This window comes from Micromonospora humi, from assembly GCF_900090105.1.
Lineage (GTDB): Bacteria > Actinomycetota > Actinomycetes > Mycobacteriales > Micromonosporaceae > Micromonospora > Micromonospora humi.
On record NZ_FMDM01000029.1, the window covers coordinates 1 to 16,643 of the forward strand.

The following is a 16,643-nucleotide window of genomic DNA, read 5'->3' on the forward strand; positions in this document are numbered from 1 at the left end:
GCGTTCGTGTTCATCGCCCACGACCTCGCCGTCATCCGCCACTTCTGCCACCGCGTCGCCGTCATGTACCTCGGCAAAATCGTCGAGATCGGCGACCGCGACACCATCTACACCCACCCCCAGCACCCCTACACCCGCGCCCTGCTGTCGGCCATCCCCGACATCACCGCGCTCGGACCCGCCGGCCGCATCCGCCTCACCGGCGACGTCCCCACCCCCCTGGACCCACCGTCAGGCTGCCGCTTCCGCACCCGCTGCTGGAAAGCCACCGACCGCTGCGCCACCGAGACACCCGCGCTCACCACCCGCGACGGCGGCACCCAACTCACCGCCTGCCACCACCCCGAGCACGGTCCGATCGCGGTTCCGACCAGCGAATCCGTGGAGAAGACATGAAAGCCGGGTGATCACGCGCCGGGACTCGGGGCGGCGGGATGCGCTTCTTCCCCGGGGGTGAGCCGGTCGAGGTGCTGGACCGCGTCGACGACGTCGGGGAAAGCGTCGACGAACACGTTGACGTAACGGAGGTGGAAGTCCTCCGGTTTCCGTACCCTGCTCTGGAGGCAGCCGATGAAGTTCATGCCGGCACGGCCGGCGGCCATCGCGTCGCCCGGTGAATCCCCGACGTAGACACACTGCCGAGGCGGTATCCCCGTCGCTGTCAGCAACTCGTCGAAGGCTCGCGGATCGGGCTTCCGGAAGCGGGTGTTGCCGGCGTGGTAGACGCCACTGACGCGCCCGGCCAGGACGTGATCCGGCGCCACCAGGTGCCGCATCTCGTCCTCGGTCCGGGACGTCAGCAGGAAAACCGACCGGCCGGCCAGCACGAACTCGTCCAGCGCTCGCAGGTTCTCCGGCGGAATGACGTCCAGGCGACCGTCGGCGATGTGCCGTTCCAGCGCGCGCCGATGAAGCGCCGAGAACAGCGCGAGGTCGACGCCGGGCGACCTTCTGGGCATGGCGTCCAACAGGGGCTCACCCCACGTGGACAGATGCACGTCCCGCGGCACCGGCGGCCGGCCCATCTCGGTCAGCACCTCGTTCTCCAGTGCGAGCGAGGCGGCCTGGGTGAGGCACAGCGTGTCGTCGACGTCCACGATCACCGCACGAATCACCGCCTCAGCCTACTGACCGGCTCGGACCGTGCGCCACGAGTCGGAGGGCAGGTCGGACGCCTGCGGCCCCATCAGCAGCATCCCGCCGTCCACCGGCCACGACACCCCGGTGACGTACGCCGCCGCGGGTGAGGCGAGCATCGCCACCACGGCGGCCACCTCGCGAGCGTCCCCGGGGCGTCCCACCGGCACCCCCGGGCGTTCCTCGGTGAACGGGTCGACGTCCTCCTGGCCGGTCATCGGGGTGGCGATCTCGCCGGGCGCGACCGCGTTGACCGTGATCCCGTCCGCCGCGAGTTCCTGCGCCATCGCCCTGGTCAGCATGCCGAGCCCGCCCTTCGCCGCGCAGTACGCCGACAGGCCGACCCGGGGGGCACGCTCGTGCACACTGGTGATGCTGATGATCCGGCCACCCCGCCCGGCCGCGCGCATCCGCCGGGCGGCCCGCTGCGAGCAGAGGAACGGCCCGTCCAGGTCGACCGCGAGCACCTCCCGCCACTGCTCCCAGGTCACATCGACGAACGGTTCGGACAAGCCGGTGCCGGCATTGTTGACCAGCACTCCCAGCCCGCCGAGCCGGTCGGCGAGGTCGTCGACGACCGCCGCTGCGTCGGGCAGGCGGCGCAGGTCCACCTCGGCCACCTCGCAGCGGCGGCCGGCGGTGCGTACCTCGGTGGCGGTGCGCTCGGCGCCGTCCGCGTCGCCGTACCAGGTGATGCCGACGTCGTAGCCGGCCTCGGCGAGCGCCACCGCGCACGCCTTGCCGATGCCGGAGTCCGCGCCGGTGACGATCGCGACGCGGTCGTAGTCCTCGTATCGCTGGGGCATGCCGGCCGCACTACCCGCGAGGGGCGATCTCAATCCGAAGCCGGTGCATGCGCCAGGTAGCGGAGGGCAGGACACGTGTCAGTAGCCCGTCAGCGCGGAAGGGCGACCTTGTGCTTCTTGGTCAGCACCCACACGAGAAACCACACCGGCAGCCATGCGCCGCAAGTGAACAGCGAGATCAGTGCGTGCACGCCGTGCCGGGTGCCGCCCGTCTTCACCACTTTCCACTGTTGCGGCGAGTAGCCCGGCTGGCCCTGCTGAGGTAGGTACGGCTGGTGCTGCTGATTGCTCATGGCTCCTCATTCGATCTTGAACCCAGGCAGCTCATCGTGCCAGCGGGTACGCCAACCGGGGACGAACGATCAGCTACGAACCGAGGGCCGCACGACGCGATCAACGGCCTGCACCGCTGGCAATCTGTCTCCACCCGGAGGAGTTGACGAAAGGTGGCCCGCCCCAGCCTCACTGGTGGAAGGCCTGACCGGACCTCCGGCGAGTTGCCGCCTGCCCTGACCGGTCCACCCGCCCTCGTCCGACGATCAAGGAGTTTGCGTCGGAGTTGGTCCGTGGTGATGACACCAACTCCTTGATCACGGGAGCGGGGGTGGTCCGGGAGGCGGCGGCCGGTGGTAGAGCGTGGCCAGCGCCGTAGCGGTCTCGGCCAGGCGGTCCCGCAGGGCGGAGGGGGAGAGGACCTCCACGTCGGCGCCGAGCCGGAGCAGGTCGCCGTGCGCGTGGGTGAGCGACTCGATCGGCAGGACGGCCCGCACCCAGCCCGTCTCGTCGGGCGGCCCGGCGCTCGCCTCGACGGCGGCGACCACCACGTCGCTGCCGATCTCGCGAAGCCGCTCCCGCCCGCGCGGGGAGAGCCGGACGACGGCCTCGTCGCGGTGCAGGCCCGCCCGGAACGCGACCACGTGCGACCGCCACCACGCCGGCAGGTCGAACTCCGGGCGGTCGAACGGCTCGTCGAGCGGGGTGAGGTCGAGGATCTGGTTGACCCGGTAGGTGGCCGGCTCGGCGCGGTCCGGTCGGGCCGCGACGACGTACCAGCGCCCGCCCTTGAGCACCAGCCCGTACGGTTCCAGCACCCGGGTCACCTCGCCGCGCCAACTGCGGTAGCGGACGCGAACCCGGTGCTCCCGCCACACGCCCTCGGCCGCCGCGGCCAGGTGCGGCGACGGGTCGCCGTCGGAGTACCAGCCCGGCGTGTCCAGGTGGAACCGCTGCTCCAGCCGGGCGGCCCGGTCGGCGAGCGGGGCCGGGAGCGCGGCGCGCAGCTTGAGCTGCACGGCCGCCACGACCGACTGGTAGCCCAGTTCGGCGGCCGGCCCGGGGAGCCCGGCGAAGAGCAGCCGGTCGGCCTCCTCGCCGGTCAGGCCGGTCAACCGGGTACGCCACCCTTCGACCAGCCGGTAGCCGCCGGCGTGCCCGGCCGCGCCGTAGAGCGGGATGCCGGCGGCGTGCAGCGCCTCGACGTCGCGGTAGACGGTGCGCGTCGACACCTCGAGGCGGGCGGCCAGGTCGGCGGCGGTGAGCCGGCCGTGGGCCTGCAGGAGCAGCAGGATGGACAGGAGTCGACTGGCCCGCATTCCGCTGACACTAGCTGTCAGGGAAGGGGTCCTACCGTCCCGGCATGGCCTTTCACGACAAGGAGCTGACCGTGCCGGGGACCGTCGAGATCGCTGGCCGGCACGTCAAGCGCTACCACATCGACCAGCCGGAACGCCGCCTCGAACCGGAGGTGGTCGACGCCGCGTACGCGTACCTGCCGGCGCTGCTGCCCGACCCGGACGGCGACACCCCGACGGCGAGCTGGACGGTGCTGCACCGGGGCGCGGACACCGGGGCGTACCTGCTGGCGTACAGCTGGTTCTTCGACAACGTCGTCGAGTGCCGCATCGCGATCGCCGGGCAACCTGCGCTCGACTGCCCGGACGACGACCCGACGCACTTCGTCGACCTCCGGCGGCCCGGGGTGGGCTGCGTGTGGGAGCTGGGTGTGCTGGAGCACGAGCGGGCCGCGTGGGTCCGGCACCTGCTCGCGCCGAAACGGCCCGACCTGGCCGGCTACCTGGCCGACACCCGCGCCGAGGGGCCGGTGGGGCGCTGATGGGCGACTTCGACTTCTTCGTCGGCACCTGGGACGTGACCAACCGGCGGTTGCGGGAGCGGCACGTGGGCAGCGACGACTGGGACGAGTTTCCCGGCGTCAGCGAGGCGCGGTCGTTCTTCGGCGGCGCCGGCAGCTTCGACGAGATCCGCTTCCCGACCCGTGGCTTCGCCGGCTCGACCGTGCGCCTGCTCGACCCGGCGACCGGCCTGTGGTCGATCTACTGGATGAACAGCCGGCGCGGGGTGCTGGAGCTGCCGCCGGTGGTGGGCCGGTTCACCGACGGCGTCGGCACGTTCCACGCCGACGACACCGACGAGGGGCGGCCGGTGCGCTGCCGGTTCGTCTGGTCGGCGATCACCCCGACCTCCTGCCGCTGGGAGCAGGCGTTCTCCACCGACGGCGAACGCACCTGGGAGACCAACTGGATCATGGAGTTCAGCCGCGCGGCGTGACCGGGGGAGCGGTGGTGCGGTAGATCGCGGTCAGCCAGACGTCGAGCAGCACGTCGACCACGTCCCGCTCGGCCACCGCCGGCCCGTCGCCGGCGAACGTGGCGTACCAGACGCGCTCGTTCATCGAGTTCAGCGCGATGGCGAGGTCCCGGGCGGGCAGCCCGTCCGGGGCCGCGCCGCGGGCGCGTTCCAGCTCGATCGCGGCCTGGACCGCGCGCACCCAGCGTTCCAGCACCTCGGCCCAGAGCCGCCGGACCTCGGCGTTGGTGCCGCGCACCTGGGCGCACGCCAGCACCACGTCCCGGTGGCCGCCGAAGGTGGCGTGGAACCGGGCGATCAGCTCCCGCCACCGGGCGCGCGGGTCCTCGGCGAGGCGGTCCAGCACGTCGCCGGCGGCGGCGTCGGCCTCCTCGGTCACCCGGTCGAGCAGGGTGAGCAGCACCGCGTCCTTGGACGGGAAGTAGAAATAGAAGGTGGGGCGGGAGATGCCCGCGCCCCGGGCCAGGTCGTCGATGGAGATGTCGCCGAAGGCGCGCTCGCGCAACAGCCGTTCGGCGGTGGCCAGGATCGCCACCTCCCGGTCGTCGCCGGCGGAGCGGCCGGCCCGCCGCCCGCGGCTCGGCGCGGCGCCGGTCGGCGTACGGGCGGGGCTCATGTCGGCCGATGCTACACCCGCTCGACACCCTGTCGATCGGACTCGACAGGGTGTTGACTGGGGTCGAGGGCGGTGGATAGGGTCCGGTCCACCGCCGGGCGAGAACGGGAGAAGTCATGGCCTCCGAGCACGTCGACGTCCTCATCGTCGGCGCCGGCCTGTCCGGCATCGGCGCCGCCGTCCACCTGGGACTCCGGTGCCCCGACAAGACCTACGCGGTGCTGGAGGCGCGGGGCGCGATCGGCGGCACCTGGGACCTGTTCCGCTACCCGGGCGTTCGCTCCGACTCGGACATGTACACGCTCGGCTACTCGTTCAAGCCGTGGACCGACCCGAAGGCCATCGCCGACGGCGAGTCGATCCGTCGCTACGTGCGCCAGACCGCCCGCGAGTACGGCGTCCAGGAGCACATCCGCTTCCACCACCGGGTGGTGCGCGCCGAGTGGGACAGCGCGACCGCCCGCTGGACGGTGCACGCGCACCGCGACGACACCGGCGAGGACACGACGCTGACCTGCGCGTTCCTGTTCACCAACTCCGGCTACTACCGCTACGACGAGGGCTACACGCCCCCGCTGCCCGGCGTCGAGCGCTACGCCGGCACGCTCGTGCACCCGCAGCACTGGCCGGAAGGGCTCGACGTCACCGGCAAGCGGGTGGTGGTGATCGGCAGCGGCGCCACCGCGGTCACCCTGGTCCCCGCCATGGCCGACACCGCCGCCCACGTCACCATGCTCCAGCGCTCACCCACGTACGTGATCTCGCTGCCGTCGCGCGACGCGTTCGCCGACGCCGCCCGGCGCTGGCTGCCCCCGAAGGCCGCGTACGCCGTGACCCGGTGGAAGAACGTCGCGCTCGGCGTGGCCAACTTCCAGCTCAGCCGGCGCGCGCCGGGGTTGGTCAAGCGGTTCCTGCGCCGGGCCGCGAAGGGCCGGCTCCCCGTCGGGTACGACGTCGACAGGCACTTCTCGCCCCGCTACGACCCCTGGGACCAGCGGCTGTGCGTGGTGCCCGACGGCGACCTGTTCACCGCGCTGGGCGAGGGACGCGCGACGGTGGTGACCGACACCGTCTACACGTTCACCGAGCACGGCATCCGACTCACCTCCGGCGAGGAGCTGCCGGCGGACATCGTGGTCACCGCCACCGGCCTCAACCTGCTCGCGCTCGGCGGCATGACGCTGGCCGTCGACGGCGCCGACGTCGACCTCGCCTCGACCATCGCCTACAAGGGCATGATGCTCTCCGGGGTGCCGAACTTCGCCATGACGATCGGCTACACCAACGCCTCCTGGACGCTGAAGGCCGACCTGGTCGCCACGTACGTCTGCCGGCTGCTGCGCCACCTCGACGAGACCGGGCAGCAGATCGTCACCCCGGACGCGCCGGACACCGACGACCTCGTGCCGATCATCGACCTCCAGTCCGGCTACGTGCTGCGCGCCGTCGACCAGCTGCCCAAGCAGGGGCCACGCGCGCCGTGGCGGCTGCACCAGAACTATCCCCGGGACGTACGCCTGATGCGGCACGGGCCGCTCACCGACGGCGTGCGGTTCGCCCGGGCCGGCGCGCCCGCCACCGCGGCGGCGGCCACCTCCGGAGGACCCGATGCGTGACCTCGACTTTCCCGGCGGCACCGCGGTCGTCACCGGCGCCGCGAGCGGCATCGGCGCGGCGCTCGCCGACGGCCTGGCCCGGCGCGGCTGCGACCTGGTCCTGCTCGACCGCGACGCCGACGGACTGGCCGCGGTGGTCGAGTCCATCCGGGCCCGGCACCTGCCCCGCGAGATCGACACCTACGTGGTCGACCTGGCCGACGCCGACGCCACCGACCGGGTCGCCGCCGAGATCCACCGCGCCCATCCCCGGATCCGGCTGCTGATCAACAACGCCGGCGTCGCGTTGGGCGGCCGGTTCGACCAGGTCACGCTGGACGAGTTCCTCTGGGTCGTCGAGATCAATTTCCGGGCGGTGGTGCGGCTGACCCACGCGCTGCTGCCCGCGCTGAAGGCCGAGCCGGGCGCCCACCTGGTCAACGTGTCCAGCCTGTTCGGCCTGATCGCCCCCGCCGGGCAGGCCGCGTACTCGGCGAGCAAGTTCGCCGTCCGCGGGTTCACCGAGGCGCTGCGGCACGAACTGGTCGACGACGGGATCGGCGTCACCTCGGTGCACCCCGGCGGTATCCGGACCCGGATCGCCGCCAGCGCCCGGGTCGGCAGCGGCGTGCCGGTCGCCGAGTACGAGGCCGGCCGCCGGCAGTTCGAGAAGCTGCTCACCATCGACCCGGCCACCGCCGCCGAGGCGATCCTGAACGGCGCGCGGCGGCGTCGGGGCCGGGTGCTGATCGGCTGGTCGGCGACGCTGCCCGACCTGCTCGCCCGGATCGCTCCCGCCGGCTACGGTCGGGTGCTCGCGCTGGGCATGCGCTCCCGCCCGACCCGGGTGCCGGCCCCGCGTGCGGCCTCCCCCGAGCCGGCCCCGCGTGCGCCGTCCGCCGAGCCGGCCCCGCGTGCGCCGTACGCCGAGCCGGCTCCGCCTGCCGAGCCCGCCGGGTCGGGCGGCTCCGGCCCGGGGGTGAGCGAAACCGGCGAGCCGGCGCCCGGGGTGGGCGCGCGATCGGGTGGCGAGGCGGTCGCCCCGGAGCCCGGACGGCCGGCGTGAGCGTCGCGTTGCCGCCGGCCGACGAGCACACCGTGGCCGGGCTGCGAACGCGCTGCCGGATCAGCGGCGACGGACCGCCCGTGGTGCTGCTGCACGGCATCGGCCGGACCCTCGACGACTTCACCGCGCTGCACGCCGCGCTGGCCCGGGACCACCGGGTGCTCGCGGTGGACCTGCCGGGCCACGGCGGCTCCGCGCCGCTGGACGGGCCGCACACGCTGCCCGCACTGGCCGGCGCGGTCGCCGGCTTCCTCGACGCCGCCGGGGTGACCGGCGCGGCTCACCTGGTCGGCAACTCCCTCGGCGGGGCGGTGGCCATGCGCCTGGCCGCCGACGCGCCGCACCGGGTGGCCGACCTGGCGCTGCTCAACAGCGCCGGCTTCGGTCGGGAGGTGACCGTGGCGCTGCGATTGCTGGCGGTGCCCCCGCTGGCCCGGCTGCTGCTGCGCCCGCACCCGGCGATCGCCCGCCGCACCGAGCGGGCCATCTTCGTCGACCCCGCCCACGTCACCGAGGAGCGGATCGCCACCGCGCTGGCGGTGGCGCGGCAGCCGCACGCCGCGCGGGTGATGCGGGAGCTGGTGCGCGACCTGGGCACCTGGCGCGGGGTACGCCCCCGCTGGCGCGCCGAGCTGCTCGACGCGGTGGCCGCGCTGGAGCTGCCCACGCTGCTGGTCTGGGGCGACCGCGACCTGATCCTGCCCGCCGCGCACCTGGCGTACGCGCGGACCCGGCTGCCGCACGCCCACGCCCACCTGTTCCGCGACACCGGCCACATGCCGCAGATCGAGCGCACCCCCGAGGTGGAGACCCTGCTGCGCGCCCTCTGGTCGAACCACCGCACCCCCTGACCCGCACCCGCGTCGTACCCCGCGCGTGGATCATGAAGTTAGCGGGCGGGCGAGCGTGGTGTGCGCCACGATCGGGGGGTGGCGCGGTCGGGTGCCGCCCGGTGTGGGCGCAGCATAGATACATGACGCATCCCAGTGCCGCCGCCGAGGCGCGCGTCGGCGCGCCGTCGGCCGCCGAGCGGGCGTACCGGCACCTCAAGCAGGCCATCCTGGAACAGGTCTACCCCGGTGGCCAGCTGGTCAGCGAGGGCGAGATCGCGGAGGCGACCGGGGTGTCACGGACCCCGGTCCGGGAGGCGCTGCTGCGGCTGGAGTCCGAGGGCCTGGTGCGGCTCTACCCGAAGCGGGGCGCGCTGATCCGGCCCGTCTCCGCCCGGGAGATCGCCGACGTCGTCGAGGCCCGTCGGCTGGTGGAGCTGCACGCCGCCGAGCGGGTCTGGCCGCGCCGGGCCGCGCTCCGCACCGAGCTGGCCGGCCGGCTCGACGAGATGCGCCGCGCACACGCCGCCGGTGACCTCACCGCGCTGATGGCCGCCGACCGGGCCTTCCACGCCGCGGTGGTGGAGGCGGCCGGCAACGAGATCCTGGCCGAGCTCTACCACCGGCTGCGCGACCGGCAGCTGCGGATGGGCGAGGCCAGCTTCCGGCTCTCGCCCGGCTGGGCGGAGGTCGCCCTCGCCGAGCACGCCGCCCAGCTCGCCGCGCTCGACGGCGACGACCCGCAGGCGTGGCGTGACGCGGTGGCCGGGCACATCGACACGGCCGCCACCATGCTCGGGGCGCTGCGGTGACCGCCGCCCGCCGGCCGGCCGCCCTGGTCTACGCGGTGGCCGTCACCGCGTACGTGGCCGCGGTGTTCCACCGCAGCTCCCTCGGTGTGACCGGGGTGGACGCGGCGGCCCGCTTCGACATCAACGCCGCCGCCCTGGCCACCTTCTCCGTCGCCCAGCTCGCCGTCTACGCCGCCATGCAGATCCCGGTCGGGGTGCTGCTGGACCGCTACGGCTCGCGCCGGCTGCTGCTGGCCGGCGGCGCGCTGATGGTGGCCGGGCAGCTCGTCTTCGCGGTCGCCGTCGACGTCCGCCTCGCCGTCGCCGCCCGGGTGCTGGTCGGTCTCGGCGACGCGATGACGTTCATCAGCGTGCTGCGGATCGTGGCGTACTGGTTCCCGGGCCGGCGCAATCCGCTGCTGGTGCAGCTCACCGGCACCGTCGGCCAGCTCGGCGCGGTGCTCGGCGCCGTACCCCTGGTGGCGCTGCTGCACCGCGCGGGCTGGACCACGGCGTTCCTGACCGCGGCGGCGCTCGGCGCCACCGTGCTGCTGCTGGTCCTCGCCGCGGTACGCGACACCCCGCGCGCCGAGCACGTCACCGCGCCCACCGGCGGCCTGGCGGCCGTCCGCTGGCAGCTCGCCGACGCCTGGGGGCAGCCCGGCACCCGGCTGGGGTTGTGGACGCACTTCGTCACCCAGTTCTCCGGCGCGGTGTTCGCGCTGCTCTGGGGCTATCCGTTCCTGGTGCAGGGGCAGGGTTTCTCGCCCACCGCCGCGGCCGGGCTGCTCACCCTGATGACAGTGGTGACGCTGGTGTGCGGCCCGGTGATCGCACACCTGTGCGCCCGGCACCCGTTCCACCGCTCGGTGGTGGTGTTCGCCATCACGGCGGCCACCGCCGCGGTCTGGGCGGTGGTGCTGGCCTGGCCCGGCCGCGCCCCGCACGGGCTGCTGGTGGCGCTGGTGGTGGTGCTCGCGGTCAACGGCCCCGGATCGGTGATCGGCTTCGACTACGCCCGCACGTTCAACCCGGTGCACCGCATCGGCAGCGCCACCGGCATCGTCAACGTCGGCGGTTTCGTCGCCTCGATCGTGCTCATCCTCGCCGTCGGCGTGGTGCTCGACCTGGCCACCCCGGCCGGGCAGGGCACCCCGCCGCTCTCCGCGTTCCGCTGGGCGTTCGCCGTGCAGTACCTGCTCTGGGCGCTCGGCGCGGTGCAGGTGCTGCGCTACCGCAACGCCGCCCGCCGCCGGTGGGCCGACGACCGGGCCGCCGCGGTGGCGGTGCCCGCCTGAGGTGTACGCGACGCTGGGCCACCGGTGATGATCGGCGGTAGGTTCGGCGGAGGGGACCGAACGAAGGAGAATCTGTTGAGCCAGGAAGTCCGGGGAGTCGTGTCGCGGCGCAAGGGCGCGCCGGTGGAGGTCACCACGATCGTGGTGCCCGACCCGGGGCCGGGTGAGGCGGTGGTCCGTGTCCAGTCCTGCGGGGTCTGCCACACCGACCTGCACTACCGCGAGGGCGGCATCAACGACGACTACCCGTTCCTGCTCGGCCACGAGGCCGCCGGCGTCGTCGAGCAGGTCGGTGACGGCGTCACCGACGTGGCCCCCGGCGACTTCGTGGTGCTCAACTGGCGGGCTGTCTGCGGGCAGTGCCGGGCCTGCCGGCGCGGCCGACCCTGGTACTGCTTCGCCACCCACAACGCGACGCGGAAGATGACGCTGACCGACGGCACCGAGCTGACGCCCGCGCTCGGCATCGGCGCGTTCGCCGAGAAGACCCTCGTGCACGCCGGTCAGTGCACCAAGGTCGACCCGTCCGCCCGGCCCGCCGCCGTCGGACTGCTCGGCTGCGGCGTGATGGCCGGTCTCGGCGCGGCGATGAACACCGGCAACGTGACCCGGGGCGACTCCGTCGCGGTGATCGGCTGCGGCGGCGTCGGCGACGCGGCGGTGGCCGGCGCGGCCCTGGCCGGGGCGACCACGATCGTCGCGGTGGACACCGACGCCCGCAAGCTCGACCGGGCGCGGACGTTCGGCGCCACCCACACCGTCAACGCCTCCGCCGACGACCCGGTCGAGGCGATCCGCGCCGCGACCGGCGGGTTCGGCGCCGACGTGGTGATCGACGCGGTGGGCCGCCCGGAGACCTGGAAGCAGGCCTTCTACGCGCGTGACCTCGCCGGCACGGTCGTGCTGGTCGGTGTGCCCACCCCGGAGATGACCGTCGACCTGCCGCTGCTCGACGTGTTCGGTCGCGGCGGCGCGCTCAAGTCCAGCTGGTACGGCGACTGCCTGCCCAGCCGGGACTTCCCGATGCTCACCGAGCTGTACCGGCAGGGCCGGCTCGACCTGGACGCCTTCGTCACCGAGGAGATCGCCCTCGACCAGGTCGAGGAGGCGTTCACCCGGATGCACCACGGCGACGTGCTGCGCTCGGTGGTGGTCTTCCCGTGACCGCCCGGGTGGACCACACCGTCACCTCCGGCACGTTCTCGCTGGACGGGCAGACGTTCGACGTGGACAACAACGTCTGGGTGATCGGCGACGACGACGAGTGCGTGGTGGTCGACGCGCCGCACGACGTGGCCGCCATCCGCGCGGTCGTCGGCGACCGTCGCGTCCTCGCGATCCTCGCCACCCACGCCCACGACGACCACGTCCGGGTCGCCCCCGAGCTGGCCCGGGCCACCGGCGCGCCGGTGCTGCTGCACCCGGCCGACCGGGTGCTGTGGGACCGGGTCCACCCGGACACGCCGCCGGACGGCGACCTCACCGACGGGCAGACCGTCACCGTCGGCGGCACCACGCTGCGGGTCCTGCACACCCCCGGGCACAGCCCCGGAGCGTGCAGCCTGTACGCCCCGGAGCTGGACGCGGTCTTCACCGGCGACACCCTCTTCGCCGGCGGCCCGGGCGCGACCGGCCGCTCCTTCAGCGACTTCGGCACCATCGTCGAGTCGATCCGCACCCGGCTGCTCACCCTGCCGCCGGAGACGGTGGCGCACACCGGGCACGGCGCGGACACCAGCATCGGCGCGGAGGCGCCACACCTGGACGAGTGGATCGCCCGCGGCCACTGAACGCGGGGGTCAGCGGTCGTCGTCGAGCACCGCGGTGGTCGGATCGGTCAACGGTGACTCCACCGGGCAGCAGCGGTGACCAGGTGCGGGGGGTGTGGGGCGGCGGTGCCCGGGTGGGCCGCGCCGAGGCGCCGGAGCCGGCGATCCGCTTGCCCGCCGCGCCGCCGAGGGGTTAGCCTGCCGGTGGACCCGGATGCCGGCGCCAGGCGCCGCCCGGAGTCCGCACTCTCCCGTGTGGCCGGTCGCTCGACCGTCGTCCCCGCCGCAGTGACACCCGGCTTCCCGTCGGGCGATCCCTGCCGGCTTCCCTTCCCGCGTCGGTGGCGTCCACCGACGCCGCCTGAGAAAGGCAACCCATGACCCACGCATGCCGTCCGGTCAGCGGTGTCCTCGACACCGCCGGCGGACACTTCCCGATCCGGGTGGACGGATACCTGCCGTCCGCCGGCGACGTCCACCTCACCGCCGGCCAGGTGCGCCGCCACGGCCTGCGCCGCGGTGACCTGGTCACCGGCGAGGTCGCCGACGGGCCCCGACCGGGCCGCCCGGTGCTGACCCGGCTCGACACCGTCAACGGCTTCGCCCCGGAGGAGGCCCGGCACCGGCCCGACTTCTACCAGCTCACGCCGATCTACCCGCGGGATCGGCTGCGGCTGGAGACCGAGCCGCACATCCTGACCACCCGGGTGATCGACCTGGTGATGCCGATCGGCAAGGGCCAGCGGGCCCTGGTCGTGTCGCCGCCGAAGGCCGGTAAGACGATGGTGCTGCAGGCGATCGCGAACGCGATCACCCGTAACAACCCGGAGTGCCACCTGATGGTGGTGCTGGTCGACGAGCGGCCGGAAGAGGTCACCGACATGTCTCGGTCGGTGAAGGGCGAGGTCGTCGCGGCCACGTTCGACCGTCCGCCGCAGGACCACACCACGATCGCCGAGTTGGCGATCGAGCGGGCGAAGCGCCTGGTCGAGCTGGGCCACGACGTGGTCGTGCTGCTCGACTCGCTGACCCGGCTCGGCCGTGCCTACAACCTGACCGTGCGCTCCGCCGGGCGCACCCTGTCCGGCGGCGTCGACGTGGCCGCGTTGACCCCGCCCAAGCAACTGCTCGCGGCGGCCCGCGCGACCGAGGAGGCCGGCTCGTTGACCATCCTGGCCTCCGCGCTGGTGGAGACCGGCTCCGCCGCCGACACCCTCATCTTCGAGGAGTTCAAGAGCACCGGCAACGCCGAGCTGAGGCTGGACCGCTCGCTCGCCGACCGGCGCGTCTTCCCGGCTGTGGACGTGCGGGCCTCCGGCACCCGGCGCGAGGAGACGCTGCTGTCCGACACCGAACGACACCGCCTGCGGGCACTGCGTTCGGCGCTGTCCACTCTGGACCGCCAGGCCGCCCTGGACCAGCTGCTGCGGCAACTCACCGCCACCGGGGGCAACGCGCACCTGCTCGCCCGACTCGGCGCGGTCGACCACCGGTAACGGCCTGGCCGCTCGGCTCCGGGCCCGCCATACTCACCCGATGCCCGGGCCGACCCTGACCGCCGCGCAGTCCGCCGCCCTGCGACACGTGCGGGACGTCGCCCTGCGGGAGCGGCCGGCGGCGCTCGCCGTGATCGCGGAACACCTCGCCGGCGCCGACGTCCGCTGCGAGGAGGTCGGCGCGGCGGTGACCGGGCACGGCCGGTTGACCGTCAACTTCCACCCGGACCGGCTGCTGCGCGACGGCCGCACCGTGGTCGAGGCGCTCGACGCCGAGGGCGTCTACCGCAGCCAGTTCGCCACCGGCATCTCCAACGGCGGGCTGACCGCGTTTCCCGGCGGCGACCGCGACGTGTGGGAGCAGTCGATGTTCGGCGGCGCGTACCAGCGTCCGGGCGTGCTGCCCGGACACCGCCCGACGTACGGCGGCCTCAATCTGCTCGACCACCCCGACGGTGCCTGCCCCCGGTTCGGCTCCTGCCACCTGCGGCTGCGCCCGGAGGTGTCGACCCGGACGACGTTCACGTTCGGCGACAGCCACCTCGGCCCCACCGAGGTCGGCACCCTCGCCGTCTTCGAGCCGGTCCTCGCCGCGCTGCTCAGCGCCACCGCCGGCACCGGCGTCTGCCTCGGCGTGTCCGGAACGGACACCGGCACCCTGCTGCGGGCGCTGCTGTCCGGCCGGGAACGGGCGTCCGGGCGGGCCGGCCGCGCACTGGACGACTACATCGAGGCGCAGGTGCACGGCGAGCTGAGTCTGGCCCGGGACGTCGAGGCGGTGGTGGTCGACCCGTCGTTCCGCGACACCGACGCTGGGCGGCGCCTCGCCGCGCTCGCCGACCGACACGGCTTCGCGCTGGCCTGGCACCCCGGGTTCGAGCTGCCCGTCGACGGCGTCGACGCTGGCTTCCGCGGCCCGGACATCCCGCCCCTGGCCGCCCGCGTGCACGCCGAGTTCGGTCGGCCGGGGGAGCCGCTGCACGCGGAGCTGATCGGCCGGGCCGCCGCTTCCCTGGTGCGCGAGCCGCAGCGCTGGGCCGACCGCGGCCCGGCCGAGGTCACCTGGCAGCACCTCAAGCAGCTCTGGCACGTCCTGGTGTGGTTCGGCCATCCGGCCGGATCGTCCCGTTCGTCCGGGTGAGCTCACTGCGGTCCGGTGCTCCGGGTGACCTGGACCGCAGCCTCCGGCACGACTGACATTTCCGGAATGACCGACAGGTCGAGCTGGTTGTGTCCCCCGTACCGCCGGCACCCAAACCCGCGGCGCCGGCAGACCCCCGAGGGGCGCTCACCCCGGAGCGCGTCGTAACGATCGAAAGGGCAACCATCGTGAAGCAGCACGTCACCCGATGGCTCCCCGCCGTCGCGAAGACCGCCTACGCGAAGACCACCGCCGTCGCCCAGAACCGCCGTGCCGCGCTGACCGTCGCGGGCGTGGCGGCCCTGGGTGGCCTGGCCTTCGCTCCCACCGCCGTCGCCGCCCCGGTGACCAGCGGACCGCACGCCGGCGCCGTGGCCGCCATCGACCTGGCCACCGGCAAGAAGACCGCCGCCGAGTCGGCGAAGTCCGGCCTGACCACCGGCAGCGACAAGACGCCGACCAAGGCCGACCGTCCGGCCCGGGACAAGCTCATGCCGCACGGTGTCGAGGGCGCGCAGTCGCGTATCCCGCTCGACGACGCGCAGGTCGACAACGCCAAGGCCATCGTCAAGGCGGCCAAGGAGACCGGCGTGGGGGAGCGGGGCGCGGTGATCGGCGTCGCCACCTCCCTGCAGGAGTCGAAGCTCTACAACTTGGGTCACCTCGGCACGTACAACGACCACGACTCGGAGGGCCTGTTCCAGCAGCGTCCGTCGTCCGGTTGGGGTTCGTCCGAGCAGATCACCGACCCGGACTACGCCAGCAAGGCGTTCTTCGGCGCGCTGAAGAACGTCGGTGGCTGGCAGGAACTGCCGCTGACCAGCGCGGCGCAGACGGTGCAGGTGTCCGCCTACCCGTACGCGTACGCCCAGTGGGAGGAGCAGGCGGCCGACATCGTCCAGCAGCTCTGGTGACAGGCGGGGCCCCTGCTCAACCCCCGCCGCTGTCGGTGGAACGCCGTGGGTGTTTCAGGCACCCATGGTGTTCCACTCACGCGCCGGATCGCGGCTGGGGGGAACGCGATGGGTGTCTGCGGCGTCCTGAGACACCCACGCCGTTCCGGTCGCCGGGATGGGTGGCGGTGGGTGGAACGGCGTGGGTGTCTGCGGAGTCTTGAAAGCCCCACGCTGTTCCACCGAACGTCCCGGGTGGGCGGGATGTCCGGGTTGGCGGTGGTGGGCGGCACTGCGGCGGTGGAATCGTCGCGGGGTGCGGGGCGTTGTAACCCGGTGAACGACCGAGGAAGGCGAGTGCACCACCGCCCGCCACCCCGGGAATGACGGTGGCCGCCCGGTCGTTACACCCACTCCCGGCGCCGCGACGAGGCAGCGTCCTGCCCCGCGAGCATGCCGGATCCCCCAGTCTTTTGAGCGCCTGACGGTGCCCCCGCACCCCCGTCCCCCCGACGGGGGTGCGTCGACCCCCGAATGGAGCCCTCACCATGAACGCGATCCTGCGTAAGAGCATTCTCGGTGTTGCTGGTCTGGCCTT

General features: G+C 73.7%; 17 protein-coding genes and 1 pseudogene. 13 read left to right on the forward strand and 5 right to left on the reverse strand.

Annotation, left to right across the window (positions count from 1 at the left end; translation table 11 throughout):
* On the forward strand, positions 1-396 hold a 396-nt coding region (locus tag GA0070213_RS30625; RefSeq protein ID WP_342670526.1), incomplete at its 5' end, for an oligopeptide/dipeptide ABC transporter ATP-binding protein.
* An 11-nt stretch (positions 397-407) separates the two neighbouring features.
* Here the strand turns inward: GA0070213_RS30625 and GA0070213_RS30630 are convergent.
* The 4 genes from GA0070213_RS30630 to GA0070213_RS30645 form a co-directional block, all read right to left on the reverse strand.
* Entirely contained in the window at positions 408-1,115 is a 708-nt protein-coding gene (locus GA0070213_RS30630; protein WP_245716628.1) for an HAD family hydrolase, read from the reverse strand.
* A 9-nt stretch (positions 1,116-1,124) separates the two neighbouring features.
* A complete protein-coding gene (locus GA0070213_RS30635; protein ID WP_091072601.1) occupies positions 1,125-1,943 on the reverse strand; it encodes an SDR family oxidoreductase in 819 nt (272 codons plus the stop codon).
* An 89-nt stretch (positions 1,944-2,032) separates the two neighbouring features.
* Positions 2,033-2,236, reverse strand: coding sequence for a hypothetical protein (locus GA0070213_RS30640; RefSeq protein ID WP_091072605.1), 204 nt, complete (start codon positions 2,234-2,236; stop codon positions 2,033-2,035).
* Between the two features lie 297 nt (positions 2,237-2,533).
* Positions 2,534-3,535, reverse strand: coding sequence for a helix-turn-helix transcriptional regulator (locus tag GA0070213_RS30645; RefSeq protein WP_091072610.1), 1,002 nt, complete (start codon positions 3,533-3,535; stop codon positions 2,534-2,536).
* Between the two features lie 44 nt (positions 3,536-3,579).
* Here GA0070213_RS30645 and GA0070213_RS30650 point away from each other — a divergent pair, with 44 nt between their 5' ends.
* The gene (locus GA0070213_RS30650; protein WP_091072614.1) at positions 3,580-4,056 is read left to right on the forward strand and encodes a hypothetical protein; all 477 of its coding nucleotides are present in this window, start codon (positions 3,580-3,582) and stop codon (positions 4,054-4,056) included.
* On the forward strand, positions 4,056-4,511 hold the full coding sequence (locus tag GA0070213_RS30655; protein ID WP_091072618.1) for a hypothetical protein: 456 nt from the start codon (positions 4,056-4,058) through the stop codon (positions 4,509-4,511). Before GA0070213_RS30650 ends, GA0070213_RS30655 begins: the two co-directional genes overlap by 1 nt.
* Here the strand turns inward: GA0070213_RS30655 and GA0070213_RS30660 are convergent.
* Positions 4,495-5,166 carry a TetR/AcrR family transcriptional regulator gene (locus tag GA0070213_RS30660; RefSeq protein WP_091072621.1) on the reverse strand — a complete coding sequence of 224 codons (672 nt, stop codon included), beginning with the start codon at positions 5,164-5,166 and terminating at the stop codon, positions 4,495-4,497. The genes GA0070213_RS30655 and GA0070213_RS30660 overlap by 17 nt on opposite strands.
* Before the next feature lie 116 nt (positions 5,167-5,282).
* Here GA0070213_RS30660 and GA0070213_RS30665 point away from each other — a divergent pair, with 116 nt between their 5' ends.
* From GA0070213_RS30665 to GA0070213_RS30710, 10 genes and pseudogenes are all read left to right on the forward strand, one after another.
* Positions 5,283-6,782, forward strand: coding sequence for a flavin-containing monooxygenase (locus tag GA0070213_RS30665; RefSeq protein ID WP_091072624.1), 1,500 nt, complete (start codon positions 5,283-5,285; stop codon positions 6,780-6,782).
* On the forward strand, positions 6,775-7,827 hold the full coding sequence (locus tag GA0070213_RS30670) for an SDR family NAD(P)-dependent oxidoreductase (RefSeq protein WP_091072627.1): 1,053 nt from the start codon (positions 6,775-6,777) through the stop codon (positions 7,825-7,827). Before GA0070213_RS30665 ends, GA0070213_RS30670 begins: the two co-directional genes overlap by 8 nt.
* Entirely contained in the window at positions 7,824-8,678 is an 855-nt protein-coding gene (locus GA0070213_RS30675; RefSeq protein ID WP_091072629.1) for an alpha/beta fold hydrolase, read from the forward strand. The genes GA0070213_RS30670 and GA0070213_RS30675 overlap by 4 nt, the downstream gene beginning before the upstream one ends.
* A 122-nt stretch (positions 8,679-8,800) precedes the next feature.
* Positions 8,801-9,469, forward strand: a complete 669-nt coding sequence (locus GA0070213_RS30680) for a GntR family transcriptional regulator (protein ID WP_091072632.1) — start codon at positions 8,801-8,803, stop codon at positions 9,467-9,469.
* On the forward strand, positions 9,466-10,746 hold the full coding sequence (locus GA0070213_RS30685) for an MFS transporter (RefSeq protein WP_091072636.1): 1,281 nt from the start codon (positions 9,466-9,468) through the stop codon (positions 10,744-10,746). The genes GA0070213_RS30680 and GA0070213_RS30685 overlap by 4 nt, the downstream gene beginning before the upstream one ends.
* Positions 10,747-10,821: 75 nt before the next feature.
* Positions 10,822-11,910 (forward strand): S-(hydroxymethyl)mycothiol dehydrogenase, encoded by a 1,089-nt coding sequence (locus GA0070213_RS30690; RefSeq protein ID WP_091072640.1) that lies wholly within the window; start codon positions 10,822-10,824, stop codon positions 11,908-11,910.
* Complete coding sequence (locus GA0070213_RS30695) at positions 11,907-12,536, forward strand: MBL fold metallo-hydrolase (protein ID WP_091072643.1); 630 nt, start codon at positions 11,907-11,909, stop codon at positions 12,534-12,536. The genes GA0070213_RS30690 and GA0070213_RS30695 overlap by 4 nt, the downstream gene beginning before the upstream one ends.
* A 374-nt stretch (positions 12,537-12,910) precedes the next feature.
* Positions 12,911-14,012, forward strand: a pseudogene (gene rho, locus GA0070213_RS30700) (transcription termination factor Rho); the annotation flags it as partial.
* Between the two features lie 39 nt (positions 14,013-14,051).
* On the forward strand, positions 14,052-15,152 hold the full coding sequence (locus GA0070213_RS30705; protein ID WP_091072649.1) for a DUF3626 domain-containing protein: 1,101 nt from the start codon (positions 14,052-14,054) through the stop codon (positions 15,150-15,152).
* 188 nt (positions 15,153-15,340) lie between these two features.
* On the forward strand, positions 15,341-16,066 hold the full coding sequence (locus GA0070213_RS30710; RefSeq protein WP_091072654.1) for a hypothetical protein: 726 nt from the start codon (positions 15,341-15,343) through the stop codon (positions 16,064-16,066).
* The last annotated feature ends 577 nt before the right edge of the window (positions 16,067-16,643 follow it).